Below are 24514 nucleotides of genomic sequence, written 5' to 3'. Positions count from 1 at the left end.
TAAAATATTTTTGCAACTAAGTATTTTTAGATTGCTGTGAAATAATCAGGCAAGAAAAACTAAGTTGGTAAAAAAGTGAATCAAAGCAGTGAGCACAGGGAAGCCGTGCAGGTGAGTGTGGATGTGGTGCTGCTGACCCTGGTGGAGCAGCAGCTGCATGCCGTGCTGCTGCGTCGTCAGGCGGCGCCTTTTGCCGGGGTGTGGGCCTTGCCTGGCGGCTTTATTCATACCGATGAGGATGCGGACGCCAAGGCCAGTGCGGCGCGCGTGCTCAGAACCAAGGTGGGCATAGAAGGTGCATATCTGGAGCAGCTGGCCACTTTCAGCGGCCCGGCACGCGATCCGCGCGGCTGGTCGGTGGCAATCGCCTATTGCGCTCTGCTGCCCGTGCAGAACCTGCCCCCCGATCGCTTCGATATCAGCGTGGTGCCGCTCTCGGCTCTGCCGCAGCTGCCGTTCGATCACCGTGCCATTCTGGACGCAGCCTTGGAGCGCGTGCGCAGCAAAAGCCTGTATTCCTCCTTGCCCGTGCATCTGTGCGGCGAAACCTTCACGCTGCCGCAGCTGCAGCAGGTCTATGAAAACATTCTGGGCGAGCCGCTGAACAAGGTCAGCTTCAGGCGCAAGATGGACGAGATGGACTGGCTGGAAGCCGTGCCAGGGGCCATGCAAGGTGGCGGGGCGCACCGGCCCGCCCAGCTTTACCGGGCCAAGCCCGGCTTCAGCCAGACGCTGGCGCTGACTGCCCGGGGACTTTGAGGCCAGCCTGCATGAAAAATGCCTGCACAAGGCAGGCATTTGGGTTGGTGTTTCGGGGGCCGGCTGCGTCGACTAGCTGACTGCGCCGATGCCCAGCAGGGCAAGAACCACGAAGATCACGGCAACGGCAATGAAAATAAAGAACAGGATCTTGGCTATGCCGGCTGCGCCCGCGGCTACGCCGGTAAAGCCGAAAACACCGGCCACCAGGGAAATGATGGCAAAAATAATGGCCCACTTGAGCATCGGAACTCCTTTGTCTGAAGCGATGTCTCGAGACTAAGTCGCCAGGCGCGGACCCATGGTGCTCATTTGGGGAAAATCCTTGTCGGCTTGATCCGACAACAAAAAAGCCACCGCGATGGTTCGCGATGGCTTATTGACGAGGCTTGAGGGCTCAAGCCCTCATATCCTCAGGCCCGCTTTTGCGGGTGTCCGAATCACTTCAGACCGGCAGCGGCGCGCAGCAAAGCCGCCTTGTCGGTGCGTTCCCAGGTGAACTCGGGCTCTTCGCGACCGAAGTGACCGTAAGCTGCGGTCTTGCTGTAGATGGGGCGCAGCAGATCCAGCATCTGGATGATGCCCTTGGGGCGCAGGTCGAAATGCGCGGCCACCAGCTTGGCGATTTCCGCATCGGGAATCACGCCCGTGCCTTCGGTGTACACGGTGATGTTCATGGGGCGGGCCACGCCGATGGCGTAAGCGACCTGCACCTGGCACTGGCGCGCCAGACCGGCGGCCACCACGTTCTTGGCCACATAGCGGGCGGCGTAGGCGGCCGAGCGGTCCACCTTGGTTGGATCCTTGCCGGAGAAGGCACCGCCGCCATGGGGGCAGGCACCGCCGTAGGTGTCCACGATGATCTTGCGGCCGGTCAGGCCGCAGTCGCCCTGAGGGCCGCCCACGACGAAGCGACCGGTGGGGTTGATCAGGTACTTGGTCTCTTGCAGCCACTCGGAGGGCAGCACGGGCTTGATGATCTCTTCGATGATGGCTTCGGTGAACGATGCCTTCATCTTGGTTGCCGTTTCCGACTGATCGGGGCTGTGCTGGGTGGACAGCACCACGGTGTCGATGCTGTGGGGCTTGCCGTCCACATAACGCAGGGTCACCTGGCTCTTGGCGTCGGGGCGCAGGAAAGGCAGGCGGCCATCCTTGCGCAACTGGGCCTGGCGTTCCATCAGGCGGTGTGCGTAATAGATGGGCGCGGGCATCAGCTCGGGCGTTTCGTCGCAGGCATAGCCGAACATCAGGCCCTGGTCGCCAGCGCCGGTGTTCAGCTCGTCATCGCTGGCCTTGTCCACACCCTGGGCGATGTCCTGGCTTTGCTTGTCGTAGGCGACGAGTACCGAGCAACCCTTGTAGTCGATGCCGTATTCGGTGTTGTCGTAGCCGATGCGCTTGATGGTGTCGCGTGCGACCTGGATGTAGTCCACATTTGCACCGGTGGTGATTTCACCGGCCAATACCACCAGACCGGTGTTGGTCAGTGTCTCGGCAGCCACGCGGCTGTGCGGGTCTTGGGTGAAAATAGCGTCCAGAATCGCGTCAGAGATCTGGTCGGCGACCTTGTCGGGGTGGCCTTCAGAAACCGATTCCGAGGTAAACAGAAAATCGCTGTTCGCCATTGATATAACTCCTTGTAGCTTGGGCAATTGCGTTGCCCGAGCTTCGAAGTCTGGCGAACGCTTTAGCAGTTTTGTTTTTACGTCGCCCTGCAAGTTGCTCTTTAACTCAGCGACCCCGCTATTCTAATGCCTTCCCTGTTTCGACTGTTTGCTGCACTGCCTTTATGGCTATTGCATGGCCTTGGTGCGGCCATGGGGTGGGTGACCTGGGTGCTATCTCCCACCTATCGGCGCCGATTTGCAGCCAATGCGGCGCAGGCTGGCTATGCATTTGCGCAGGTCAGGGCTGCGGTGGGACATGCGGGTCGCATGGTGTTCGAGATGCCGCGCATCTGGCTGGGCCAGTTGCCGGATTGCGATATCGTCAATGGAGCCGTGGCCGAGCAGGCCTATGCGCGTGGCAAGGGCATTGTGTTTCTCACGCCGCATCTGGGTTGCTTCGAGATGTCCGTGCAGGCCGCGGCGCGGCGCTGGTCGGACCGGCATGGCGCAATCACCGTGCTCTACCGCCCCGCACGTCAGGGCTGGCTGGCCGAAATTCTGGAAACCGCGCGCAATCGTCCTGGCGTTCAGGCCGTTCCCACCACTCTCGCGGGTGTGCGCCAGATGATCAAGGCGCTGCGCCAGGGTGCGGCCGTGGGGCTGCTGCCCGATCAGGTGCCGCCCAACGGTCTGGGCATCTGGTCGCCTTTTTTCGGCCGTGATGCGTATACGATGACATTGGCGGCACGCCTGGTGCTGCAAACCGGGGCCACGGTCATCGTGGCGCGGTGCGAGCGCAAGTCCTGGGGGCGGGGCTACACGCTGTATCTAGAGGAATTGCCTGTGCCCGAATCTCAATCGCTGGAAGCCACCGTGGCGCTGATCAATCACGCCATGGAAACCACCATCCGCCAGTCTCCGCAGCAATACCTGTGGGGCTATGGCCGCTACAAGCAGCCGCGTGAAGACAAGCAACTCTCGGGGGAGAAGGCATGAGCGCCAGCAAGATCGCTATCGGCTGCATGCATGTGCTGGCCAAGCTGCCGCTGCCCGTGCTGCGTGGCCTGGGCAAGTGTGTGGGGCGTGTGCTGTTTGTGGTGGCGGGCCAGCGCCGGCGCATCGCACTGCGCAATTTCGAGCTGTGCTTTCCCGATGTGCCTGAGGCGCAGCGCAAAGCCTGGGCGAAAGAGTCTTTTGAGGTCTTTTGCCAGACTTTTCTCGATAGAAGCTGGCTGTGGTTCGGATCGGAGGAGCTGGTGCGCAGCCGTGTCAAGCTGGTCGGAGCCACGCATGAGCTGGAAGGCGATACGCCCACCATCGTCTTCGCGCCGCATTTCTACAGCATGGATGCCGGTGGCCTGGCCCTGCCGCTCAATACCGAGCGCGAGTTCACCTCCATCTTTGCCACCAATCCCGATCCGGACCTGGATGCCTGGTTCATGAATGGCCGTCAGCGCTTCGGCAATGTGAAGATGCTCAATCGTGCCGATGGCGTCAAGCCCATCATCCAGTGCCTGCGCAAGGGCGGGCTGCTGTATCTGCTGCCCGATATGGACTATGGCAAGAACGATTCGGTGTTCGTGCCCTTTTTTGCGGTGGAAAACACGGCCACGATTCCCTCGCTTTCGCGCTTTGCGCGTCTGGGCAAGGCCAAGGTGGTGGCGCTCTACAACCGCATGACGCCTGAAGGCTATGTGGCCGAGTTGACGCCGGCCTGGGAGAACTTCCCGACCGACGACCATGTGGCCGACACCGCCCGCATGAACCGCGAGCTGCAGGCCGCCATCATGACCATGGTTCCGCAGTATTACTGGGTGCACAAGCGCTTCAAGACGCGCCCCGATGGCGAGCCATCGCTGTACTCCGGGAAATAGGCGTCAAATCGTTTCCATGCCTGATGGCATGGGCGCCAGAGGCTTCCTTTTCAGGAGCGAGCTGGCGCTGAAAGAAACTCCGCCAGAGCGCGCTGCACGGCCTCCGGCCTCTCGTGGACCACCCAGTGACTGCAGCCTTGCAGATGCTCTATCGCAAGCTGCGGCACCCATTGCTCCAGCCCATGCAGCAAGGCGGGCTGCAGTGCCAGGTCGCTATCGCCCCAGAGAATGCGCACCGGCACAGGGATGTGCAGCATTTCATCGGGCAGGCTGAGCTCGCGAATGTCCTGCAGCTCATCGGCGCTGCCGCCGGGTCGGGGCGGTACCAGCGGGCTGGCAGCGTAGAACATGCAAGCACCGTGCACGCCCAGATCCCAATGCTCGCGGTATTGCTGCTGACGCTCGGGCGTCAGCCATGCGGGCATGCTGCCGTCGGGGTTCTGAAAGAATCCCAGCATGCGCTGCCAGCCGTTTTCAGCCAGCAGCTCGGGGGCGTCGGGCCGGCGCAGAAAATGCATGTACTGGCTGGCGGACTGCTGCACAGGGTTGGACTGAAGTTCGCGCAAGAAGCTGCCGGGATGCGGGGAGTTGAGTATGAGCAGCCGTTCAAGCTGCTGGGGATAGCGGTTGGCCAGGCCCCAGGCCACGGCACCGCCCCAATCATGGGCAATCACGCAGGCAGCGCGCTTGGCAGGGCTTTCCAGCGCAATCAGGGCGGCAAGATCCTCCACCAGGTATTTGGCACGGTAGTCGCTGATGGATGTGGGTTGGCTGGAGCGGCCATAGCCGCGCAGATTGGGCGCCACGCAGCGGTAGCGGCTGCCGAATTGCTCAAGCAGCGCATCCCAGATGAAAGCGCCTTCGGGGAAACCGTGCAGAAACAGCAACAGGGGCTGACCCGGCTCGCCGCTGGTGCGGCATTCCAGTTCAACCCCTGTGGACAGGGTATGCGTGCAAGTCATGACCATGAAGCTCTCCTTTTTGTAGCTTCTGGCGCTTGCAAGATAAGCGCCTATGGCTGATTTTGCGCAGGTGTCTCGTCTGCGGGCGTCGCTTGGGTGACGGGAGCCGCCTGGGGCATTCCCGCCTGGGGCGTCCCCGCCTGGGGCAACCCCTCGGGGTGGCACCAGTGCCACAGCAACTGGGCCACATCGTCCACGCCCTGCTTTTTGAGGGCGGAGAACAGGCGCACCTCGCCACCGCCCGCATTGAGCTTGGTGATGGACAGGATCTTGGCCTGCTCGGCGCGGGTCAGCTTGTCGGCCTTGGTCAGCACGATGAGGAACTTCAGACCTTGCTCCACGCGCGGACGGATGGCATCCAGCAGGGCTTCGTCGAGTTCGGTCAGACCCAGGCGCGGATCGCACAGCAGCACCACGGCGGAGAGGCTTTCGCGGCTCATCAGATAGTTGAGCATGACGCGCTGCCAGCGCTCCTTGTCGGTGCGCGAGACGGCAGCGTAGCCGTAGCCGGGCAGGTCGGCCAGCACGGCATCGGTCACGCCCTGCTTGCCCAGAGCAAACAGGTTGATGTGCTGGGTGCGGCCAGGCTTCTTGGAGGCGAAAGCCAGCTGCTTTTGCTGGGTCAGCGTATTAATGGCGGTGGACTTGCCGGCGTTGGAGCGACCGACGAAGGCAATCTCGGGAACCTCGACCTTGGGCAGCTGGTTGAGCTGGGCCGCAGTCGTGAAAAAGCGCGCGGTGTGCATCCAGCCCATCGCAAGCTTGCTGTCGATCAAAGAAAGTGTTTTTCCGGCAGTGGTATCCGGGGAAGCATGGGTCATGACGGTAACTATTTCAGGGAGGCCCATTGTAGAATTTGACGGATTCGCGCTCTCAACAATAGACCCAGCCCCTTGATATGAAGTTGCTTGCCTCTTTGCTGACTGCTGCCATTTTCGCAGCACCTGCCTTCCCCGCATTTTCGGCGGGAGAAACACCTGTGAAGGCGGATGCTGCCAAAGGGCAAGCCAGTTATGGGGCGGTTTGCGCCGCCTGTCACGCCGCAGACGGCAATTCCACCATTCCCCTGCAGCCCAAGCTGGCAGGCCAGCACCCCGAGTATCTGGTCAAGCAGCTGCGCGAGTTCAAGGATGGCAAGCGCAACGACCCGGTGATGAAGGGCTTCGCCGCCACGCTCAGCGATGGCGACATGCAGAACATTGCGGCCTGGCTGCATACCCAGGCACCCAAGAACGGCTTCTCCAAGGACAAGGACTCCATCGCCCTGGGTGAACGCATTTATCGCGGCGGCATTCAGGATCGCCAGATTGCCGCCTGCGCGAGCTGCCACAGCCCCAACGGCTCCGGCATTCCGGCCCAGTACCCGCGTCTGTCGGGTCAGCATGCGGAATACACCGTGAAGTCGTTGACGGACTTCCGCGACGGCAAGCGCAGCAATAGCATTCCCATGGCCCAGGTTGCTGCCAAGCTTAATGATCGCGAAATCAAGGCCGTGGCAGACTATATAGCTGGCTTGCGTTAAAAATCCTTTTCACCAGATGCGCGGGTGACTCCGGGAACTTTCAGGCATCTGGCACCCCCCAAGTCAGGCGGGCCCATCGGCTAGTTCAGCAGATGGCCCGCCTTTTTGCGTTCGGCTCTATCTCATCCTCATGTCAGACCTTCCACTTCGCGATCGTGACTCCTCTCGCTCACAGGCAGTGCGCGCGACTCTGGAGTTGCTGGCCTCCATGCGCTTTGCGATTTCACTGCTCACGGTGATCTGCATCGCATCGGTCATCGGCACGGTGCTCAAGCAACATGAACCGCTGGTCAACTATGTCAACCAGTTCGGTCCCTTCTGGGCGCAGCTGTTTCTGGCGCTGAAGCTCAATGCGGTCTACAGCGCCTGGTGGTTTCTGCTGATTCTGGCCTTCCTGGTCATCAGCACTTCGCTGTGCGTGAGCCGTCATGCCCCCAAATATCTGGCCGACATCCGTAACTACAAGGAGAATCTCCGCGAGCAAAGCCTCAAGGCTTTCCATCATCGCGCCGAGGCGGATGTGGCTGGCAGCACCGAAGAGGCGGCCAAGCGCATCGGCCAGCAACTGGTGTCTGGCGGCTGGAAGGTCAAGATGCAGCAGCGCGACACGGCGGCCGGGCCCGGTACCGGCTGGATGCTGTCAGCCAAGGCCGGTGCGGCCAACAAGCTGGGCTATATCGCCGCGCATTGCGCGATCGTGCTGATCTGCATTGGCGGGCTGTTTGACGGCGACCTCATCGTGCGGGCCCAGATGCTGCTGGGCGGCAAAACGCCTTATACCGGCGGCGGCATGATCTCGGACGTGGCGCCAGAGCATCGTCTGTCGATCAAGAACCCGACCTTCCGCGGCAACCTCATGGTGTCCGAAGGCACGCAGTCCGGTACTGCGATCCTGAATCAATCGGATGGCATCTTGCTGCAAGATCTGCCATTTTCGGTGGAACTCAAGAAATTCATCGTGGAGTACTACTCCACCGGCATGCCCAAGCTGTTTGCCAGCGATATAGTGATTCATGACCGCGCCACCGGCGAGAAGCTGGAAAAGCGCGTGGAAGTGAACCATCCGGCCAGCTACAAGGGCATCGAGATCTACCAGAGCAGCTTCGATGACGGCGGCTCCAGCGTCAAGCTGCATGCCGTGCCCATGGATGGCGTCTCCCAGCCCTTCGACGTGGAGGGCGTGATCGGCAACTCCACCGAGTTCGTGCGCAAGCTGGCCGATGGCCAGCAGGACAAGGTGACTCTGGAGTACACGGCGCTGCGCACCATCAATGTGGAGAACTTCGGCGGCCAGGACAAGGGCGGTGCCGGCACCGATGTGCGCAAGGTCGATCTGAAGCAGGCTATCGACGAGCGTCTGGGCGCTGCCCACAAGACCACGGACAAAAAGGATTTGCGCAATATCGGCCCCAGCGTGGGCTACAAGCTGCGCGATGCCTCGGGTCAGGCGCGCGAGTTCCAGAACTATATGCTGCCCGTGGACACGGGCGAGGGCCAGCCCGTCTTCCTGCTTGGCGTGCGTGAGAACCAGGCCGACCAGATGCGCTATCTGCGCGTGCCTGCCGATCCTGAAGGCACGATGAACACCTTCATGCAGCTGCGCCAGGCCATGCAGAGCAAGACCCAGGCCGAAAAGGCGGCGCGTGCCTATGTGCAGCGGGCGGTCGATGTCTCCAAGCCCGAGCTGGCCGAGCCGCTGACGCAGTCCGCTCTCAAGGCGCTGGAGCTGTTTGCCGGTCAGGACGCCAAGCTCAAGGGCCCTGACGGCCGCCAACTGGGGGGTCTGCAGGCGATATCGGACTTCATGGACAGCAATGTGCCCGAGGCCGAGCGCGAGCGCGCCGGCGAGGTGCTGGTGCGGATTCTCAACGGCGTGCTGTTCGAGCTGGCCCAGCAGGTACGCCAGCAGGCAGGGCTCAAGCCTTTCGAGAACGACGAGAAGACCCAGGCCTTCATGACGCAATCGGTGTTCTCGCTCAGCGATGCGCAGTTCTATCCGGCACCCGTGGTCTTCATGCTGCAGGACTTCAAGCAGGTGCAGGCCAGCGTGTTCCAGGTGGCGAGAGCTCCCGGTAAAAACATTGTTTACCTGGGTTGCCTCTTCCTGATCATCGGCGTTTTTGCCATGCTGTACGTGCGTGACCGCCGCATCTGGATCTGGCTGACCCCTGCGAATGGTGGCAGCCATGCGAACATGGCCTTGTCCACCAACCGCAAGACCATGGATGGCGACCGCGAATTCGTCATGCTGGCCGACAAGCTGATCGGGGCCAAGCCCTTACAAAAGAAGACTCCCGGAGGTTCTGTATGAACACCGCAACCACGACATTGACTCTGAATGAAGGCTATTTCGCCCGCCGCAACTGGTTTGACTGGTTGTTCGCGGTCGTGGTGGCCGTGGGCCTGGGCTATGCGCTGCAGCGCTACGCCGCCTATATGGATGTGTATGAGAAGGGCATTTTGCTGGCGACCATCCCGGCCATGATCTGGATGGGCTGGTTCTGGCGCCCGCTGGCGGTGCTGATGCTGACCGTGGCCGGCTTCTCGCTGATGGCCATCGGTCTGTACCAGGGAGGAGATGGCGGCGAACTGGCACGGTCGGAGACTGTCTTCGGCCTGAAGTACTTCCTCTCCAGCCAGTCCGCCATCCTGTGGATGAGCATGGTGTTCTTCATCAGCACGGCGTTCTACTGGATAGGCGTGTTTGCCAAGGGCGAGCGCTCGGTGATGTCGCTGCTGGGCTCGCGCCTGGCCTGGCTGGCCGTGGCCATGGCGCTGATTGGCACCATGGTGCGCTGGTACGAGAGCTATCTGCTGGGTCCCGACATCGGCCATATCCCCGTCAGCAATCTCTACGAAGTGTTCGTCATGTTCTGCTGGATGACGGCCATTTTCTATCTGTACTACGAGCAGCATTACGACACGCGTGCCCTGGGCGGCTTTGTGATGCTGGTGGTCAGCGCGGCCGTGGGCTTTCTGCTCTGGTACACGCTGGTGCGCCAGGCCCATGAGATTCAGCCCCTGGTGCCGGCTCTCAAGAGCTGGTGGATGAAGCTGCATGTGCCCGCCAACTTCATAGGCTACGGCACGTTTGCGCTGTCGGCCATGGTGGCGTTTGCCTATCTGATCAAGCTGCAGGCCACCGAGACCAAGTGGTACAAGCTTGCGCCGCTGTGGCTGCTGGGCGTGGTGCTGTGCTTCGAGCCCATCGTCTTTCGCAAGGGCGCGACCGAGAACGGCGGCAGCTACTGGATGGTGTACTTCGGCATCTCGGCCCTGATCGTGGCCGGCATCCTGCTCTCGCGCAAGCGCATTGCGGCCCGCCTGCCTGCGTTCGAGATTCTGGACGACGTGATGTACAAGGCCATCGCCGTGGGCTTTGCCTTTTTCACCATCGCCACCGTGCTCGGCGCCCTGTGGGCGGCCGAGGCCTGGGGCGGCTACTGGAGCTGGGACCCCAAGGAAACCTGGGCACTGATCGTCTGGCTCAACTATGCAGCCTGGCTGCATATGCGCCTGATGAAGGGCCTGCGCGGCACGGTGTCCGCCTGGTGGGCGCTGGCGGGTCTGGCCGTCACCACCTTTGCCTTCCTGGGCGTGAACATGTTCCTGTCGGGCCTGCACAGCTACGGCGAGCTGTAGGTCGCGTAACAAGCACTCCAAAAAACAGGAGCTGCTTGCGCTGATTGAGTAAGGATTTCAGGTTGAAAACAATCTGAAACCATTGATCATCAAGCGCAAGCAGCTCCTTTTTTATTAAGCACTTCGGGGGAACTTTGCTGACGCAGAGGACTTCCAAATCGCACTACTCTTGATTGTCGTTTGGGAGCATTCCTATGCTGATTCGTCACAGCAACCAAGGCTTCGAGCATCCGCTGGGCAGCGAGATCACGCCTCAGACCCAATACATGCAGCGCCGGGACTTTCTGCAGACCCTGGCCATGGGGGCGGCGGGCGCCACCTTGGCCGGCTGGGCCGGCCGCGATGCGCTGGCTGCGGCCGATCGCGTGCATCTACCCGCCCTGAAGGGCGTGGCCAGCAAGGTGGCCGGCGCCATGACCGTGGAGGCGACCACCAGCTACCAGGACGTGACCAGCTACAACAACTATTACGAGTTCGGGCTCGACAAGGACGAGCCTGCACGCAATGCGCACACGCTCAAGACCCGGCCCTGGACGGTGCGCATAGAAGGTCTGGTGCAGAAGCCGCAGACCCTGGATATCGAAAGCCTGCTCAAGCTTGCGCCCATGGAGGAGCGCATCTACCGCCTGCGCTGCGTGGAGGGCTGGTCCATGGTCATCCCCTGGGTCGGCTACTCGCTGTCCGAACTGCTCAAGAAAGTGCGGCCGCTCTCCGGCGCCAGGTATGTGGAGTTCGTCACCCTGGCCGACAAGGCCCAGATGCCAGGACTCAGAAGCGGCGTGCTGGACTGGCCCTATACCGAAGGCTTGCGGCTGGATGAGGCCATGCACCCGCTGACGCTGCTGGCCTTCGGCATGTACGGCGAGGTACTGCCCAACCAGAATGGTGCGCCTCTGCGCCTGGTCGTGCCCTGGAAGTATGGTTTCAAGAGCGCCAAGTCGCTGGTGGCGATCCGCCTGACCGACAAGGAGCCAGGCACCGCCTGGAACAAGGCGGCACGCAACGAGTACGGCTTTTATTCGAATGTGAATCCCGAGGTCGATCATCCGCGCTGGAGCCAGGCCACCGAGCGGCGCATCGGTGAGGGCGGGTTGTTCGCCAAGCGCCGCAAGACTCTGCTGTTCAACGGCTATGGCGATCAGGTGGCGTCGCTGTATGCGGGCATGGACCTGAAGAAGTTCTACTGATGCAGGCCTGGTTGCTCAAGCCCTGGGCCAAGCCACTGGTCTTCATGCTGTGCCTGCTGCCTTGCGCATGGCTGTTCTATGCGGCGTTCACCGACGGGCTGGGGGCCAATCCGGCCGAAGCCCTGCTGCGCAGCACGGGCGACTGGACCCTGCGCTTTCTCTGCATCGTGCTGGCGGTGACGCCGCTGCGCCAGATCAGCGGCTGGAATCTGCTGGTGCGTTACCGGCGCATGCTGGGCCTGTATGTGTTCTTCTACGCCTGTCTGCACCTGCTTTGCTATGCCTGGTTCGACATGGGGCTGGACTGGGGCGATATCGTGGCCGATATTCCCAAGCGCCCGTTCATCTTGGTGGGTTTCAGCACCTGGCTGCTGCTGCTGGTGCTGACCGTCACCTCGCCAAAGTTCATGCTCAGGGCTCTGGGCGGCAAGCGCTGGCAATGGCTGCACCGTGCCGTCTATGTGGCGGTGCCGCTGGCCTTGCTGCATTTTTTCTGGATGCGCGCCGGCAAGAACAATTTTGGCGAGGTGGCCGTCTATGCGACCATTCTCGGTAGCTTGCTTGGCTGGCGAGTGCTGCGTGCACTCAGAAGCAATCAACCTGCCACGGCGCGCAGCGGCGGACGTACCTGACGCGAGACCGGGTCGATCTCGGCTGAAGGCAGCTGGTAAGCGCGCTGGTCGAACAGGTCGATGCCGCATTGCAGGCCTTCGAGCCAGTTGAACAGGTCGCCAATCGCCTGTTTGCCCATGATGGGCGCGCCATGCTGGGGCACGATCATGTCTATGGGCAACTGCCGTGCCATCTGCACCCATAGCCTCAGAATCTTGTTGGAGACCATATAGCGGCGGTGAAAGCCTTCCATGCGCGAGATATGGGGAGCGAGGTCGGTGACGGGCTTCTGCGCTTCTGCGCCGGTGGTCAGAGAAACGCCGAGGTCGCCCGTGAACAGAATCTTGCTGATGGGGTCGTAGAAGTGAAAGTTCCCCTCGGCATGGAGAAAATGCGCGGGCAGCAGCACCAGCTCGCTATGGCCCAGAGGCAGGCGTCCGCCCGAGTCAGGCACGCCGATGACGCGGTTTTCCGTCTTGCCCACCTTGGTGAAGTGCGGTGCAAAGCGCTCCCAGATGCGCGAGATGACCAGTTGTGCGCGCGTGCTGCTCATCCAGCGATCCAGCGAGGCGATGATGTCCGGGTCGGCATGCGAGGCAATCAGATAGGCGAGCTTTTGCGGCGGGAAATGCCGCGACATGCCCATGAACAGCTCGTTGAAAGCCAGGTTGCCGCCGGGATCAATGATGGCGCCCGTGCCGTTGTCCACGATCAGGAACTGGTTGGCCTGAATGGCCTGACCGTCCTCTTCGATGAGGTCGGTGAACATCAGACAGACGTGGTTTTTGTCGCGATAGAGCTCAATGGACATGGCAGTTTGTCAAAGGACAAGATGCCATCACTCTAGAGAGTAAGTCCGGGCGCCATGTTGATGTGCATCAAGCCTCAGGGCTTGGTATCGGTCTGGGGAATCTCGTTGGCCTCTATCGGCGTGGCTTTCGTTGCAGGTGTTGCTGCGCTGGAAGGCTTGGTGGAAATGCCCAGCGTTTCGGGCAGCGTGGCGCGACCCTGCGCCGCAGGATCTGTAGGCAGATAGAGTGGGCCTTTTTGCCCGCAGGCGGAAAGTGCTGCCAGGGACGCCGCACAAGCCGCAAGGGCAATGCTCCTGACTAAAATTTGGTTGGCTTTCAACATGGGCAAATTGTAATGACTGACCTTGAATATCTGGATCGCGCCGACCAACTTCTGCTGGCTGTGGAGCAATGCTGTGATCGCATCAATGACGAAACCGATGCCGACCTTGATGCCCAGCGTGTGGGCGGCATGGTGACTTTGGTGTTTGCCAATCGCAGCCAGATTGTCATCAACCAGCAAAAACCCCTGCATGAAATCTGGCTGGCGGCCAAGGCAGGTGGCTTTCACTATCGCTTTGACGAGGACAAGAAAGTCTGGCTGGACACCAAGGGTGCTGGCGAGTTCTTTGCCAATCTGACGCAATATGCAAGCGAGCAGTCGGGCATGGCTCTGGAGTTCAAGGCCCTGGCCTGAGTCTTCAGGGCGCTGGAATAAAAAAAGCCTGCCTCGACGAGAGGCAGGCTTTTTGCTTTGCGAGGGCTTAGTTTCTGAACAGGTCCAGAATGCGGCTGCGCTCCTCTGCGGCAGGCGGCTGGGTGGCACCCGGGCCTGCGTTGCCAGGATCGGAGGCGCCTTCCATACCGAGGCTGGAGACGCCGCCGTTGCGGGCGTTTTCTTCGTAATACCAGTCGCCGCCCATATTGACCACGCCGGGCGGGGTCTGCACTTCGGCCACTGGCACACCCTTGAGTGCGTGCTGCATGAAATTGATCCAGATGGGCAGGCTCAGGCCGCCACCGGTTTCGCGCGAGCCCAGGTTGCGCGGGGTGTCGTAGCCAATCCAGGAGACTGCGGCAATGCTGGGCTGGTAGCCGGCAAACCAGGCGTCCACCGAGTCATTGGTGGTGCCGGTCTTGCCATACAGGTCGGGGCGCTTGAGTGTGGCCTGGGCACGTGCAGCCGTGCCCACGCGTGCCACATCATTGAGCAGGGTGCCGGTGAGGAAGGCATTGCGCTCGGGGATGGCCTGGGGCAGTTCCTTCACCGCTGGCGGCGTGAACTCGGAGAGGATGCGACCCTTGTGGTCTGTCACTCGGGCAATCAGCCAGGGGTTGATGCGGTGGCCGCCGTTGGCAAACACCGAATAGGCTCCCGCCATCTGCAGCGGCGTGACGGAACCGGCGCCCAAAGCCATGGTCAGGTAAGCGGGCTGTTTGGCGGCTTCAAAGCCGAAGCGAGTCGCCCATTCCTGTCCGGTCTTGGGGCCGATGGCCTGCAGCAACCGGATGGAGATCATGTTCTTGGACTTGTTCAAGCCCGTGCGCATGGTCATCGGGCCGTCGTAGCGGCCGTCGTAGTTCTTGGGCTCCCAGGGCTGACCACCGGTGGTTGCCGCACTGAAGAAGATCGGTGCGTCATTGATCATGGTGGAGGGCGAGAAACCGTGCTCCAGCGCTGCCGAGTAGATGAAGGGCTTGAAGCTGGAGCCCGGCTGGCGCCAGGCCTGGGTCACGTGGTTGAACTTGTTCTTTTCGAAGTCGAAACCACCGATCAGCGCGCGGATCGCGCCGGTTTGCGTGGACATGGCCACAAAAGCGCCTTCGACTTCGGGCAACTGGGTGATTTCCCAGGCACCCTTGGCGTTCTTGATGGCGCGGATCACGGCACCGGGGCGGATCTTGATATTGGGCGGTGCCTTGGGGCTGAGGCCGGATTCGGCGGGCTTGAGGTTGTCGCCCGTGATCTCGAAATGGGTACCGTCCGCACGGGCCGCGACAATCTTGCGCGGCGAGGCTTCCAGCACCACGGCCGCAACCACATCGCCGTTGTCGGGATGGTTGGCCAGGGCATCGTCAATGGCGTCTTCCAGCTCCTGAGCGTTGGCTGGCAGAGTGATGAACTTCTCGGGGCCGCGGTACTTCTGGCGGCGTTCGTAGTTCATGATGCCTTCGCGCAAAGCCTTGTAGGCAGCCTCTTGTTCACCGGCATTGAGAGTGGTGTAGACGTTCAGGCCGCGGGTATAGGCGTCGCTGCCGTATTGGGCAAAGATCAGTTGACGGGCCATTTCAGCCACGTACTCTGCATGTACACGGGTCGAATTGGCGGCAGTACGCAGCTTGAGCGGCTCTTCGCGGGCCTGCTTGGCCTGATCTGCCGTGATGAAGCCGTTTTCCTCCATGCGCTCGATGATGTAGAGCTGGCGGATGCGGGCGCGCTTGGGGTTGCTGATCGGGTTGTAGGCCGATGGAGCCTTGGGCAGGCCTGCCAGCATGGCGGCTTCGGCCACCGTGATGTCCTTGAGCGGATGGCCGAAATAGGCTTCACAGGCTGCTGCAAAGCCATAGGCACGGTTGCCAAGGAAAATCTGGTTCATGTAGATCTCGAGGATCTGCTCCTTGGTGAGCAAGTGCTCAAGCTTGAAGGTCAGCAGGATTTCGTAGATCTTGCGGGTATAGGTCTTCTCGGAAGAGAGGTAGACATTGCGTGCGACCTGCATGGTGATGGTGGAGGCGCCCTGGCTCTTGACCTTGCCCAGGTTGGCCAGCGCAGCACGCAGCATGCCCTTGTAGTCCACGCCGCCATGCTCGAAGAAGCGGGTGTCTTCGATGGCCAGCACGGCATCCGTCATGACCTTGGGGATCTCGTTGATGGGCGTCAGGGTGCGACGCTCCTCCCCAAATTCGCCCAGCAGAGCGCCTTCGCTGGAGTAGACCCGCAGCGGTAGCTTGGGGCGGTAGTCTGCAAGTTCGGAGACGTCTGGAAGATTGGGGTAAGCCATGGCCAGCGCCACGGCCACGGCCAGCAACACGGCCAGGGCGGCGGCGACGGCAAGTCCGATCAGCCAGAAAATGGAACGCGGCAGCCAGTGCATGCGTTTTTTGGGAGTTTGAGACCCAGGCGCAGGTGCCTGGTGAGCAGAATGTTCTGATGGCGGCATTTCGCAGTATTGGCAAGGGGTAGGGCATTATAGAAATGCCGCCCGGAAAAGCATCGTGGCGGCCGGGTGGGTGCCGCGCTTTGATTGAATCCTAAATCACAGGGTAAGCACCAGTATGCGCAAGGGCTGAGGTTCTTGCGGTTTGACGTTACACAAGTTTGTCTTTTTTTGACCACGAAATACGGTGAAAAGCGCTGCAGCAAAGCATGTGCTGCTATAGCTTGCTGCTAGGATTCCGGGGTATTGCTGGCTTTTGTTTCCATTCTTACAAACCTGGGGGGGCATGTTGATTGCTCTGAGTTCTTTATTCAGCCGTCAGCCTGCACCTTTGCTTGGCATTGATGTCAGCTCCTCCAGCGTGAAGCTGGTCGAGCTGGCCAAAAGCAAATCCGGCGAGTGGCAACTGGAGCGTTGTGCGATTGAGCCTCTTGAAAAGGGCTGGATCACCGATGGCAATATTGAGAAATTTGATGAGGTGGCGGAGGCTGTGCGCCGCCTGGTCAAGAAAAGCGGAACGCGTACAAAGCAAGTGGCCATGGCACTGCCTGCCGCTGCGGTGATTACCAAGAAGATCACCTTGCCAGCCGGCTTGACCGAGCTGGAAATGGAAGTTCAGGTCGAGTCCGAAGCCAATCAATACATTCCGTTCTCGCTCGATGAGGTGAGCCTGGATTTCTGTGTCATAGGTCCGTCGCTGGTGTCGCCTGGCGATGTGGATGTGCTGATCGCTGCATCGCGCAAGGAAAAAGTGCAGGACCGCCAGGGCCTGGCCGAGGCAGCCGGTCTCAAGCCCATGGTGATCGATATCGAGCCCTACGCTGCCCGAATGGCGGCAACGCGTCTGGTGTCGCGTTTGCCCAATGCCGGGCGTGACGCCGTCGTGGCGCTATTCGAGGTGGGGGCCATGACCACCAGCATGCAGGTGCTTCGCAATGACGAGGTGCTGTATGAGCGTGATCAGGCCTTTGGCGGCGCACAGCTTACCCAGTTGATTGCACGCCAGTACGGTTTTTCTCCGGAAGAGGCGGAGGCCAAGAAGCGCAGCGGCGAATTGCCGGACGACTACGCGGCTGGTGTGCTCAAGCCCTTTGTGCAAAGCCTGACCCAGGAAGTGGCGCGAGCGTTGCAGTTCTTCTTCACGAGTACTCCCTATAACCGCGTCGATCATGTTTTGCTGGCAGGTGGATCGTCGTCCCTGCCGGGGCTGGTGGATGCCGTCAGCCAGCAGACGGGATGTGCCTGCAGTCTTGCCAATCCCTTCGAAGGCATGGAAATTGGCAGCGGCGTGCGTCTGAAGAAGATGGCGCGTGAAGCGCCGTCCTATCTGACCTCTTGCGGTTTGGCCATGCGGAGGTTTCGAGAGTGATACTGATTAACCTTTTACCGCACCGCGAGGCGGCCAAGAAACGCCGTAAAGAGGCGTTTCAGGTCAATATGGTGCTGGGCGCACTGGGTGGACTGCTGATTGCAGCACTGATTTACTGGTACTTCCAGATGATGATCGAGGGCCAGCAGAACAAGAACAATCTGCTGCGCTCCGAAATCAAGGTCCTGGAAACACAGATCAAGGAAATCGAGGGGCTCGAGGCCGAAATCACCGCTCTGCGTGCACGGCAGAAGGCGGTGGAGGATCTACAGTCCGACCGCAACCTGCCGGTGTACATGCTCAATGAGCTGGTCAAGCAACTGCCGGACGGTGTCTACATCAGCAGCATCAAGCAAGAAGGCCTGTCGGTGACCATGCAGGGAACTGCACAGTCGAATGAACGTATTTCCGAGATGCTGCGCAATCTTACGGATGGCTCGCCCTGGTTCTCCAAGCCGGAGCTGATGGAAATTGTGGCCAAGACTGTTGATGTGACTGCCAAGGATAAGCGCCGTGCAGCTGCATTCACATTGCGCTTCAATCTGACCAGGGCCAGCGATGCGGAGAAAAATCTGCTTGCTGCAAGCTCTTCTGTGAAGGCGCAGTAATGGCAAAAAAGAAGAAATCTCTGGACATCGATTTCGCTGCGCTGCAAGAGAGGATTCAGCGCCAATTCCGGAATCTGGACCCCAATGACCCTTCGGTCTGGCCAGCCTTGCCCAAGGCACTGCTGTATGTGGCCGTTGCAGTCGCTGTCGCTGCCTTGCTGTGGTTCGTCGTTCTGAAGGATTACGAGGCAGAGCTCGACGCCGAGCGTGCGACCGAGGTGACTCTGCGCGAAGACTACTCCAAGAAAATGGTCAAGGCGGTGAGCCTGGAGGGCTTGAAGAAGCAGCGCGAGCAGGTGCAGCAGTATGTGACGCAGCTGGAAAAGCAACTGCCCAGCAAGGCGGAGATGGCTGCTCTGCTTTCCGATATCAACCAGGCCGGCTTGGGGCGTAGTCTGCAGTTTGAAGTATTCCGCCCTGGCGCCATGGTGACCAAGGAGTACTACGCCGAGCTGCCAATCACCCTGAAGGTGACGGGGCGCTATCACGACATCGGTGCTTTTGCCTCGGATATCGCTTTCCTGTCCCGTATCGTGACCTTGAACAATCTGTCCATCGCCCCGGGCGGCAAGGACACGGATGTGCTGTCCATGGATGCCACGGCACGGACCTTCCGATATCTGGATGCGGACGAAGTCAAGGCGCAGCGTGACGCGGCCAAGGGGAAGAAATGAGCAGAGCATTCTTGAGCCCTGTCTGGCTGGTCCTGATGAGCAGTGCTTTGCTGGCGGGCTGCACCTCCTCCGAGGAGGAGCAACTGCGTGAGTGGATGGCCCAGGAGCGTGCCAATGCCAAGCCTCGCGTGACTCCTCTGGAGGAGCCCAAGCCTTTCAAGCCCCAGGCCTATACAGGGGCTGACGGCATGGATCCCTTCAATCCGCTCAAGCTGATCCAGGTGCTGCGCAAGGAGTCTGCGCAATCCAACATCAGCACGGCGTTGCTCACGCCAGAGCTGAGTCGCCGCAAGGAGCCGCTGGAGGCCGAGCCGCTGGACACCATGACCATGGTGGGCAGTCTCGACAAAAAGAACGTGCCCACAGCCTTGGTCAAGGTCGGCGGCCTGCTCTATCAGGTACGTGTCGGCAACTATCTGGGGCAGAACTACGGAAAGATCACCAAGATTACGGAAAACTCCATCCAGCTAAGAGAAATTGTCCAGGATGGCGGTGGTGACTGGATTGAAAGAACAAGCACTTTGGAGTTGCAGGAGGTCGGCAAATGATGGGTATTAATCGCAGCACTATGGCGAAGGCCCGTTGGGGTCTGACCCTGAGCGGCCTTTTGCTTTCTTCGGCAGCTTGGGCGCAAGCCCGCATTGAGGCTGTTACAGGTGCTTTGCAGTCAGGCTCCGAGGTCGTCCGTGTCGAGCTGTCCGAACCGCTGGCTGCTGACCCGACCGGATTCGTGGTTCAGTCTCCGGCGCGTATCGCTCTGGATTTTCCGGGTGTGAGCAATGGCTCGGGCAAGTCGTTGCTTGAATTCAATCAGGGCAATCTGCGCTCGGCAAATCTGGTGGAAGCATCGGGTCGCTCACGCCTGGTATTGAATCTGAAGACGGCTACGACCTATCGCTTGCAGCGCCAGGGCAAATCTTTGCTGATCTTGCTTGATCCCGCAGGTGCCGCGACAACCGCTGCAGCTGCGGCTCCTGTCATGGCTCCGGTGTTCGAGAACAAGACGGCAGCCTCTGATGCCGCTCCGATTCGCGGTATCGACTTTCGCCGTGGTAGCGATGGCTCCGGCCGGGTTGTAGTCAGCCTTGGCAGCAGCCAGGTGGGGGTGGATCTGCGGCAGGAGGGCAAGGGCCTGACGGTGGACTTCCTGCGTACAGCTCTGCCTGAAAATTTGCGCAAGAAGCTCGATGTGGGGGATTTCGGTACGCCTGTGCAAACGATATCGACCACTCAGCAAGGCGATCGTGTTCGGATGCGCATTGACCCTGTGGGTGACTGGGAGCACAGCGCATACCAGAGCGACAATCAGTTCGTGGTGGAAGTGCGCCAGAAAAAGGTCGACACCAGCAAGTTGACGCAAGGCCCGGGCTACAGTGGCGAAAAGCTGTCGCTCAATTTCCAGAATATTGAAGTGCGCTCTTTGCTGCAGGTCATCGCGGACTTCACCAACTTCAATATCGTCACCTCGGATACGGTGACAGGTGCCTTGACTCTGCGTCTGAAGGATGTGCCTTGGGACCAGGCTCTTCAGATCATCATGGATGCCAAGGGGCTGGGCATGCGCAAGTCCGGCTCCGTGCTCTGGATCGCTCCCAAGGACGAGATTGACGCGCGGACCAAGCGTGACTATGAAGCGGCCATGGAAATCCAGAAGCTGGAGCCTTTGCGCACGCAAGGCTTCCAGCTCAACTATGCGAAGGCGGCAGACATTCTGCAGCAGATCACGACTTCGACAGGCGGCGGCGGTGCAGGCGGTACAGGGTCCAGCACGCGCTTTCTGTCGTCGAGAGGCTCCGCCATTTCCGAGCCACGCACCAATCAGCTGTTTGTGACGGATACGCCGACCAAGCTGGAAGAAATGAAGGCTTTGCTGGCAACGCTGGATGTGCCGGTGCGCCAGGTCATGATCGAAGCCCGCATTGTGGAGGCACGCGATACCTTTGGGCGTTCGCTGGGTGTGAAGTTTGGCGGAGGGGCTGTTGGCAGCAATGCCTCTATGACATCGTCTCAGTTCCTGCCTGATAGCAGCTCGGGATCAAGCTCCAAGTTCCCCAGTGGCAATTTTGTCAATTTGCCCGCCAGTGTTTCGGGAATCAACACTGTGGGTCAGGTCGCATTCTCTGTCTTCAATAGCTCGATGACACGTTTCCTGTCCCTGGAGCTGTCCGCTTTGGAAGCAGAAGGCGACGGCAAGATCATCTCCAACCCCCGTCTGGTGACGGCAGACCAGAACAAGGCCTTGATCGAGCAAGGCACGGAATACCCATACTCCGTGACTGCGCCGAATGGCGCCACGACCATCTCGTTCAAGAAGGCCGTGCTGAAGCTGGAAGTGACTCCGCAAATTACCCCTGAAGGCGACATCATTCTGGATCTGGATGTGAACAAGGACAGCCGCGGTGAGACCACGACTCAGGGCGTCGCCATTGATACCAAGCATGTCAAGACCCAGGTGCTGGTCGAGAATGGCGGCACGGTCGTGATTGGCGGTATCTTTGAATTGGAGGAGACCAACCAGCTCAACAAGGTACCGCTGTTCGGAGATCTGCCTGTGTTGGGGCATTTGTTCCGTAGCAACACCAAGGCTTCGAGCAAGCGTGAAATGCTGGTTTTCATCACTCCCAAGATGCTGAACCAGGCGCGCAGCACCAGCAAATAACTGTTATCAGTTTTTACATAGGGCCCGCACGAGTTGATGCGGGCCTTTTCATTTGTAATATCTGCGGGCTGCGAGAATCATGGGCTGGCCAGATTGGCGGATGACGGTAACGCGATGACTGTTCTAAAGAAATTTCATATTGCCCTTGTGGGTTTGCCAGGCTCCGGCAAATCCACCATCGGACGCTATTTGGCCAAGCGTTGGTCTATGCCTTTTGTGGATGTGGATGTGGCCATCGAAGAGCATATCGGCTGCACGATTCGCGATTTTTTTGCCAAGGAAGGCGAGTCCAGATTCAGGGATGTAGAGCAGGAGGTGCTGGCAGCGCTGCTGGCGCGACCTGAGAAAACGGTGGTTGCCACAGGTGGCGGTGCCGTGCTGAAGGCTGAAAACCGGCAAGAACTGGCCGAGCATGCACAGGTGGTCTATCTGAGTGCATCACCGCATGAAATTGCCAAGCGCCTGCAGCGGGATACTCAGCGTCCCTTGCTGCAAGTGGACAATCCTTTGCAGCGCTTGCTGGATTTGCATGCCATCAGAGATCCGCTCTACAAGGAGGTTGCGGATTTTGTGGTGGCGGGCAGCGGCCTGTCCGCCACGCAGGTGGCCCAGCGAGTGGCCATGCAGATTGAGCTCGGTCAGCATTCCGGATTGCGCTGAAAAGCTTGTTGGTCAATACACTGCGAGTGGTTCCTGCTATGTATTTTGAGAGAGGTTGAACGTGGAAACGGTGCATATTGATCTGGGAGAGCGCAGCTATCCCATCGTGATTGCAGAGGGCTTGCTGGCCCAGAGCTCCACTTGGCAGGCATTGCCCAAGGCGGCGGCGGCTCTGGTCGTGACGAATGATGTCGTGGCCCCGCTTTATCTGTCTGCGCTCAAGCAGGCCTTGAGCGGTCAATACGCCCAGGTTCACGAGGTGGTGTTGCCCGATGGCGAAGCGCATAAAGACTGGCAGACTCTGAACCTGATTTTTGATGCCCTGCTGCAGCATGGTTGCGACCGCAAGACGGTGCTGTTTGCACTGGGCGGCGGTGTTGTGGGGGATATGACGGGCTTTGCTGCCGCCAGCTATATGCGTGGCGTGCCTTTTGTGCAGGTGCCGACCACGCTGCTGTCCCAGGTCGATTCTTCGGTGGGGGGCAAGACTGCCATCAACCACCCGCTGGGCAAGAACATGATTGGGGCCTTCTACCAGCCGCAGCTGGTGCTCTGCGATCTTGCTACGCTGGATACCCTGCCCGAGCGCGAGTTGAGCGCAGGTCTGGGGGAAATCATCAAATACGGCCCTATTGCCGATATGCAGTTTTTCGACTGGCTTGAGCAGAACATGGGTGGCCTGCTGCGCCGCGATCGCGACATGCTCGCCCATGCCGTCAAGCGAAGTGTGGAGATCAAGGCCTGGGTCGTGGGGCAGGACGAGAAGGAAGCGGGTCTGCGCGCGATTCTCAATTTTGGTCATACCTTCGGTCATGCGATCGAGGCCGGCATGGGCTACGGCAACTGGCTGCACGGTGAAGGTGTGGCGGCAGGCATGGTGATGGCGGCGGAGCTGTCCCAACGTCTTGGCCTGGTGGAGGCGAGCTTTGTCTCGCGTCTGCGCAAGCTGATTGAGCGAGCGGGCTTGCCGGTGCGCGCAGCGGTCATCGATGTTCAGGACAATGCTGGTCGCTATCTGGAGCTGATGCGGGTCGACAAGAAATCCGAAGCCGGTGAAATCCGCTTTGTGCTGATCGATGGTCCCGGCAAGGCGGTGATGAGGTCGGCACCCGACGCTCTGGTGCGTGAAGTGATCGACAGTTGCTGCGCTTGATGGATGGCGCTATGTGAGCAGACCCTGGGGGAAGCGAGCCCATAGCTGTTAGAGTCATTGCATCGAGTTGTTGAGGCGATTTGCATGACCGCTCTGGCTTCCTACGCCTGCCATCCCCAGCAAAGCCGCGGGCGTCGCTTTGCTGAGCCCCCGGCTCCCACGCGCAGCGACTTTCAGCGCGATCGGGACCGCATTGTTCACTCCTCGGCATTCAGGCGACTGGTTTACAAGACCCAGGTCTTTGTGAACCATGAGGGCGATCTGTTCCGAACCCGGCTCACGCATTCTCTGGAAGTGGCACAACTGGGGCGCTCCATCGCGCGTTCTTTGCGGCTGGATGAAGACCTGGTTGAAGCCATCTGTCTGGCGCATGATCTGGGGCACACACCTTTTGGACATGCGGGGCAAGACGCGCTCAATGAGTGCATGAAGCCCCATGGCGGTTTTGAGCACAATCTGCAAAGTCTGCGTGTAGTGGACAGGTTGGAGGAGCGTTATCCAGCCTTTGACGGTCTGAACCTGACTTTTGAAACGCGCGAGGGAATTCTCAAGCATTGCTCGCTCAGCAATGCGCAATTGCTGAATGCACGTGAGCCCGGTGGCGTGGCTCAGCGCTTTCTGGATGGCACTCAGCCTTCTCTGGAGGCACAGCTATGCAATCTGGCGGATGCGATTGCCTATAACGCCCACGATGTGGACGACGGCGTTCGATCGGGTCTGATCACCATGGCCCAGTTGCGTGAAGCCGTGCCTTTGTTTGCCCGCTATTACGCCTCGACATTGGCGGATTGGCCCGATCTGGCTCTGCCGGATGCTCAGCGCAAGCTGCTCTATGAGAGCATTCGCCGCATGCTCAGTGACCAGGTCTATGACGTCATCCATCACTCACAGGCCGGTATTGAGCAGGCGGCTGTGCGCTCGGTGCAGGAGGTTCGTCAGCACGGCCGGACGCTGATCGGTTTCAGCGAAGAGATGAAAGCGCAGTCTCTGGTGCTAAAGCAGTTCTTGTTCAGGCAGCTCTATCGGCACCCTCAAGTCATGCAGACCATGAACAGTGCCCAGCAAGTTGTGAAAGAGCTGTTTGCTGCTTATATGGTGGAGCCTGAACGCATGAAGCCGCGCTTTGTTCAGCGTGCCCATATCGTCACTACCCTGCATGAACGTGCGCGAGTGGTGGCAGACTTTATTGCGGGTATGACGGATCGTTATGCGGCGCGAGAGCATGAGCGCATCACCGGGCTCAGGCTGCTGGGCGAGGCCTGAAGGAAGCTCCT

24 protein-coding genes are annotated in these 24514 nt (G+C 60.0%); 17 read left to right on the top strand and 7 right to left on the bottom strand.

Annotation, left to right across the window (positions count from 1 at the left end; translation table 11 throughout):
- Positions 1-75 precede the first annotated feature (75 nt).
- Positions 76-759 (top strand): NUDIX hydrolase, encoded by a 684-nt coding sequence (locus ACWGXF_RS02805; RefSeq protein ID WP_039049571.1) that lies wholly within the window; start codon positions 76-78, stop codon positions 757-759.
- Positions 760-831: 72 nt separating this feature from the next.
- Here the strand turns inward: ACWGXF_RS02805 and ACWGXF_RS02800 are convergent, their stop codons facing one another.
- Both ACWGXF_RS02800 and metK read right to left on the bottom strand, forming a co-directional pair.
- Entirely contained in the window at positions 832-1005 is a 174-nt protein-coding gene (locus tag ACWGXF_RS02800; protein ID WP_003058756.1) for a DUF1328 domain-containing protein, read from the bottom strand.
- 194 nt (positions 1006-1199) lie between these two features.
- Positions 1200-2387, bottom strand: a complete 1188-nt coding sequence (gene metK, locus ACWGXF_RS02795; RefSeq protein WP_039049572.1) for a methionine adenosyltransferase — start codon at positions 2385-2387, stop codon at positions 1200-1202.
- A gap of 126 nt (positions 2388-2513) precedes the next feature.
- Between metK and ACWGXF_RS02790 the strand changes: the two genes are divergently transcribed.
- Positions 2514-3365, top strand: coding sequence for a lysophospholipid acyltransferase family protein (locus ACWGXF_RS02790; RefSeq protein ID WP_034361321.1), 852 nt, complete (start codon positions 2514-2516; stop codon positions 3363-3365).
- Positions 3362-4243: a lysophospholipid acyltransferase family protein gene (locus ACWGXF_RS02785; protein ID WP_012837029.1), complete on the top strand. Its 882-nt coding sequence runs from the start codon at positions 3362-3364 to the stop codon at positions 4241-4243. Before ACWGXF_RS02790 ends, ACWGXF_RS02785 begins: the two co-directional genes overlap by 4 nt.
- A gap of 50 nt (positions 4244-4293) precedes the next feature.
- Here the strand turns inward: ACWGXF_RS02785 and ACWGXF_RS02780 are convergent, their stop codons facing one another.
- Both ACWGXF_RS02780 and yihA read right to left on the bottom strand, forming a co-directional pair.
- Complete coding sequence (locus ACWGXF_RS02780; RefSeq protein ID WP_229228086.1) at positions 4294-5211, bottom strand: alpha/beta fold hydrolase; 918 nt, start codon at positions 5209-5211, stop codon at positions 4294-4296.
- Between the two features lie 44 nt (positions 5212-5255).
- The gene (gene yihA, locus ACWGXF_RS02775; protein WP_229228088.1) at positions 5256-6026 is read right to left on the bottom strand and encodes a ribosome biogenesis GTP-binding protein YihA/YsxC; all 771 of its coding nucleotides are present in this window, start codon (positions 6024-6026) and stop codon (positions 5256-5258) included.
- A gap of 77 nt (positions 6027-6103) precedes the next feature.
- Between yihA and ACWGXF_RS02770 the strand changes: the two genes are divergently transcribed.
- From ACWGXF_RS02770 to ACWGXF_RS02750, 5 genes are all read left to right on the top strand, one after another.
- Positions 6104-6727, top strand: coding sequence for a c-type cytochrome (locus tag ACWGXF_RS02770; protein ID WP_003061979.1), 624 nt, complete (start codon positions 6104-6106; stop codon positions 6725-6727).
- A 130-nt stretch (positions 6728-6857) separates the two neighbouring features.
- Complete coding sequence (locus ACWGXF_RS02765) at positions 6858-9038, top strand: cytochrome c biogenesis protein ResB (protein WP_452101665.1); 2181 nt, start codon at positions 6858-6860, stop codon at positions 9036-9038.
- Entirely contained in the window at positions 9035-10369 is a 1335-nt protein-coding gene (ccsB, locus tag ACWGXF_RS02760) for a c-type cytochrome biogenesis protein CcsB (RefSeq protein ID WP_256629761.1), read from the top strand. Before ACWGXF_RS02765 ends, ccsB begins: the two co-directional genes overlap by 4 nt.
- A gap of 194 nt (positions 10370-10563) precedes the next feature.
- Positions 10564-11556 (top strand): protein-methionine-sulfoxide reductase catalytic subunit MsrP, encoded by a 993-nt coding sequence (gene msrP / locus ACWGXF_RS02755; protein WP_256629762.1) that lies wholly within the window; start codon positions 10564-10566, stop codon positions 11554-11556.
- Positions 11556-12188, top strand: a complete 633-nt coding sequence (locus ACWGXF_RS02750) for a protein-methionine-sulfoxide reductase heme-binding subunit MsrQ (protein WP_256629763.1) — start codon at positions 11556-11558, stop codon at positions 12186-12188. The genes msrP and ACWGXF_RS02750 overlap by 1 nt, the downstream gene beginning before the upstream one ends.
- Here ACWGXF_RS02750 and ACWGXF_RS02745 read toward each other — a convergent pair.
- Both ACWGXF_RS02745 and lptM read right to left on the bottom strand, forming a co-directional pair.
- Positions 12152-12979, bottom strand: coding sequence for an oxygen-binding di-iron domain-containing protein (locus tag ACWGXF_RS02745; protein ID WP_087085062.1), 828 nt, complete (start codon positions 12977-12979; stop codon positions 12152-12154). The genes ACWGXF_RS02750 and ACWGXF_RS02745 overlap by 37 nt on opposite strands.
- A 74-nt stretch (positions 12980-13053) precedes the next feature.
- Positions 13054-13302 (bottom strand): LPS translocon maturation chaperone LptM, encoded by a 249-nt coding sequence (gene lptM, locus ACWGXF_RS02740; protein WP_256629764.1) that lies wholly within the window; start codon positions 13300-13302, stop codon positions 13054-13056.
- Between the two features lie 12 nt (positions 13303-13314).
- Here lptM and cyaY point away from each other — a divergent pair, with 12 nt between their 5' ends.
- The gene (gene cyaY / locus ACWGXF_RS02735; protein WP_003061987.1) at positions 13315-13656 is read left to right on the top strand and encodes an iron donor protein CyaY; all 342 of its coding nucleotides are present in this window, start codon (positions 13315-13317) and stop codon (positions 13654-13656) included.
- 67 nt (positions 13657-13723) lie between these two features.
- Here cyaY and ACWGXF_RS02730 read toward each other — a convergent pair whose 3' ends face one another.
- Complete coding sequence (locus tag ACWGXF_RS02730) at positions 13724-16054, bottom strand: penicillin-binding protein 1A (protein WP_003061989.1); 2331 nt, start codon at positions 16052-16054, stop codon at positions 13724-13726.
- 349 nt (positions 16055-16403) lie between these two features.
- On the opposite strand from ACWGXF_RS02730, the gene ACWGXF_RS02725 reads away from it, so the two are divergent.
- The 8 genes from ACWGXF_RS02725 (at position 16404) to ACWGXF_RS02690 (ending at position 24503) form a co-directional block, all read left to right on the top strand.
- Positions 16404-17486 (top strand): pilus assembly protein PilM, encoded by a 1083-nt coding sequence (locus tag ACWGXF_RS02725; RefSeq protein ID WP_370466518.1) that lies wholly within the window; start codon positions 16404-16406, stop codon positions 17484-17486.
- Positions 17483-18094 carry a PilN domain-containing protein gene (locus ACWGXF_RS02720; RefSeq protein ID WP_012837038.1) on the top strand — a complete coding sequence of 204 codons (612 nt, stop codon included), beginning with the start codon at positions 17483-17485 and terminating at the stop codon, positions 18092-18094. The genes ACWGXF_RS02725 and ACWGXF_RS02720 overlap by 4 nt, the downstream gene beginning before the upstream one ends.
- Positions 18094-18768 carry a type IV pilus inner membrane component PilO gene (gene pilO, locus ACWGXF_RS02715; protein WP_003061994.1) on the top strand — a complete coding sequence of 225 codons (675 nt, stop codon included), beginning with the start codon at positions 18094-18096 and terminating at the stop codon, positions 18766-18768. Before ACWGXF_RS02720 ends, pilO begins: the two co-directional genes overlap by 1 nt.
- Positions 18765-19316: a pilus assembly protein PilP gene (locus tag ACWGXF_RS02710; RefSeq protein ID WP_034357416.1), complete on the top strand. Its 552-nt coding sequence runs from the start codon at positions 18765-18767 to the stop codon at positions 19314-19316. The genes pilO and ACWGXF_RS02710 overlap by 4 nt, the downstream gene beginning before the upstream one ends.
- Entirely contained in the window at positions 19313-21427 is a 2115-nt protein-coding gene (gene pilQ / locus ACWGXF_RS02705) for a type IV pilus secretin PilQ (protein ID WP_256629766.1), read from the top strand. The genes ACWGXF_RS02710 and pilQ overlap by 4 nt, the downstream gene beginning before the upstream one ends.
- Before the next feature lie 114 nt (positions 21428-21541).
- A complete protein-coding gene (locus ACWGXF_RS02700) occupies positions 21542-22087 on the top strand; it encodes a shikimate kinase (protein WP_039049583.1) in 546 nt (181 codons plus the stop codon).
- 55 nt (positions 22088-22142) lie between these two features.
- Positions 22143-23240, top strand: coding sequence for a 3-dehydroquinate synthase (aroB, locus tag ACWGXF_RS02695; protein ID WP_256629767.1), 1098 nt, complete (start codon positions 22143-22145; stop codon positions 23238-23240).
- Positions 23241-23324: 84 nt separating this feature from the next.
- Complete coding sequence (locus tag ACWGXF_RS02690) at positions 23325-24503, top strand: deoxyguanosinetriphosphate triphosphohydrolase (protein WP_003062008.1); 1179 nt, start codon at positions 23325-23327, stop codon at positions 24501-24503.
- The last annotated feature ends 11 nt before the right edge of the window (positions 24504-24514 follow it).

The organism is Comamonas sp. HJ-2, assembly GCF_053615495.1.
The sequence above is the reverse complement of the archived record's forward strand: the minus strand, read 5'-3'. Positions and strand labels throughout refer to the sequence as shown.

Bases quoted from the DNA above. Each gene is read 5' to 3' on its own strand.
- ACWGXF_RS02800 (WP_003058756.1), bottom strand. From the start codon at position 1,005: ATGCTCAAGTGGGCCATTATTTTTGCCATCATTTCCCTGGTGGCCGGT.
- metK (WP_039049572.1), bottom strand. From the start codon at position 2,387: ATGGCGAACAGCGATTTTCTGTTTACCTCGGAATCGGTTTCTGAAGGC.
- ACWGXF_RS02790 (WP_034361321.1), top strand. From the start codon at position 2,514: ATGCCTTCCCTGTTTCGACTGTTTGCTGCACTGCCTTTATGGCTATTG.
- ACWGXF_RS02785 (WP_012837029.1), top strand. From the start codon at position 3,362: ATGAGCGCCAGCAAGATCGCTATCGGCTGCATGCATGTGCTGGCCAAG.
- ACWGXF_RS02780 (WP_229228086.1), bottom strand. From the start codon at position 5,211: ATGGTCATGACTTGCACGCATACCCTGTCCACAGGGGTTGAACTGGAA.
- yihA (WP_229228088.1), bottom strand. From the start codon at position 6,026: ATGACCCATGCTTCCCCGGATACCACTGCCGGAAAAACACTTTCTTTG.
- ACWGXF_RS02770 (WP_003061979.1), top strand. From the start codon at position 6,104: ATGAAGTTGCTTGCCTCTTTGCTGACTGCTGCCATTTTCGCAGCACCT.
- ACWGXF_RS02765 (WP_452101665.1), top strand. From the start codon at position 6,858: ATGTCAGACCTTCCACTTCGCGATCGTGACTCCTCTCGCTCACAGGCA.
- ccsB (WP_256629761.1), top strand. From the start codon at position 9,035: ATGAACACCGCAACCACGACATTGACTCTGAATGAAGGCTATTTCGCC.
- msrP (WP_256629762.1), top strand. From the start codon at position 10,564: ATGCTGATTCGTCACAGCAACCAAGGCTTCGAGCATCCGCTGGGCAGC.
- ACWGXF_RS02750 (WP_256629763.1), top strand. From the start codon at position 11,556: ATGCAGGCCTGGTTGCTCAAGCCCTGGGCCAAGCCACTGGTCTTCATG.
- ACWGXF_RS02745 (WP_087085062.1), bottom strand. From the start codon at position 12,979: ATGTCCATTGAGCTCTATCGCGACAAAAACCACGTCTGTCTGATGTTC.
- lptM (WP_256629764.1), bottom strand. From the start codon at position 13,302: ATGTTGAAAGCCAACCAAATTTTAGTCAGGAGCATTGCCCTTGCGGCT.
- cyaY (WP_003061987.1), top strand. From the start codon at position 13,315: ATGACTGACCTTGAATATCTGGATCGCGCCGACCAACTTCTGCTGGCT.
- ACWGXF_RS02730 (WP_003061989.1), bottom strand. From the start codon at position 16,054: ATGCACTGGCTGCCGCGTTCCATTTTCTGGCTGATCGGACTTGCCGTC.
- ACWGXF_RS02725 (WP_370466518.1), top strand. From the start codon at position 16,404: ATGTTGATTGCTCTGAGTTCTTTATTCAGCCGTCAGCCTGCACCTTTG.
- pilO (WP_003061994.1), top strand. From the start codon at position 18,094: ATGGCAAAAAAGAAGAAATCTCTGGACATCGATTTCGCTGCGCTGCAA.
- ACWGXF_RS02710 (WP_034357416.1), top strand. From the start codon at position 18,765: ATGAGCAGAGCATTCTTGAGCCCTGTCTGGCTGGTCCTGATGAGCAGT.
- pilQ (WP_256629766.1), top strand. From the start codon at position 19,313: ATGATGGGTATTAATCGCAGCACTATGGCGAAGGCCCGTTGGGGTCTG.
- ACWGXF_RS02700 (WP_039049583.1), top strand. From the start codon at position 21,542: ATGACTGTTCTAAAGAAATTTCATATTGCCCTTGTGGGTTTGCCAGGC.
- ACWGXF_RS02690 (WP_003062008.1), top strand. From the start codon at position 23,325: ATGACCGCTCTGGCTTCCTACGCCTGCCATCCCCAGCAAAGCCGCGGG.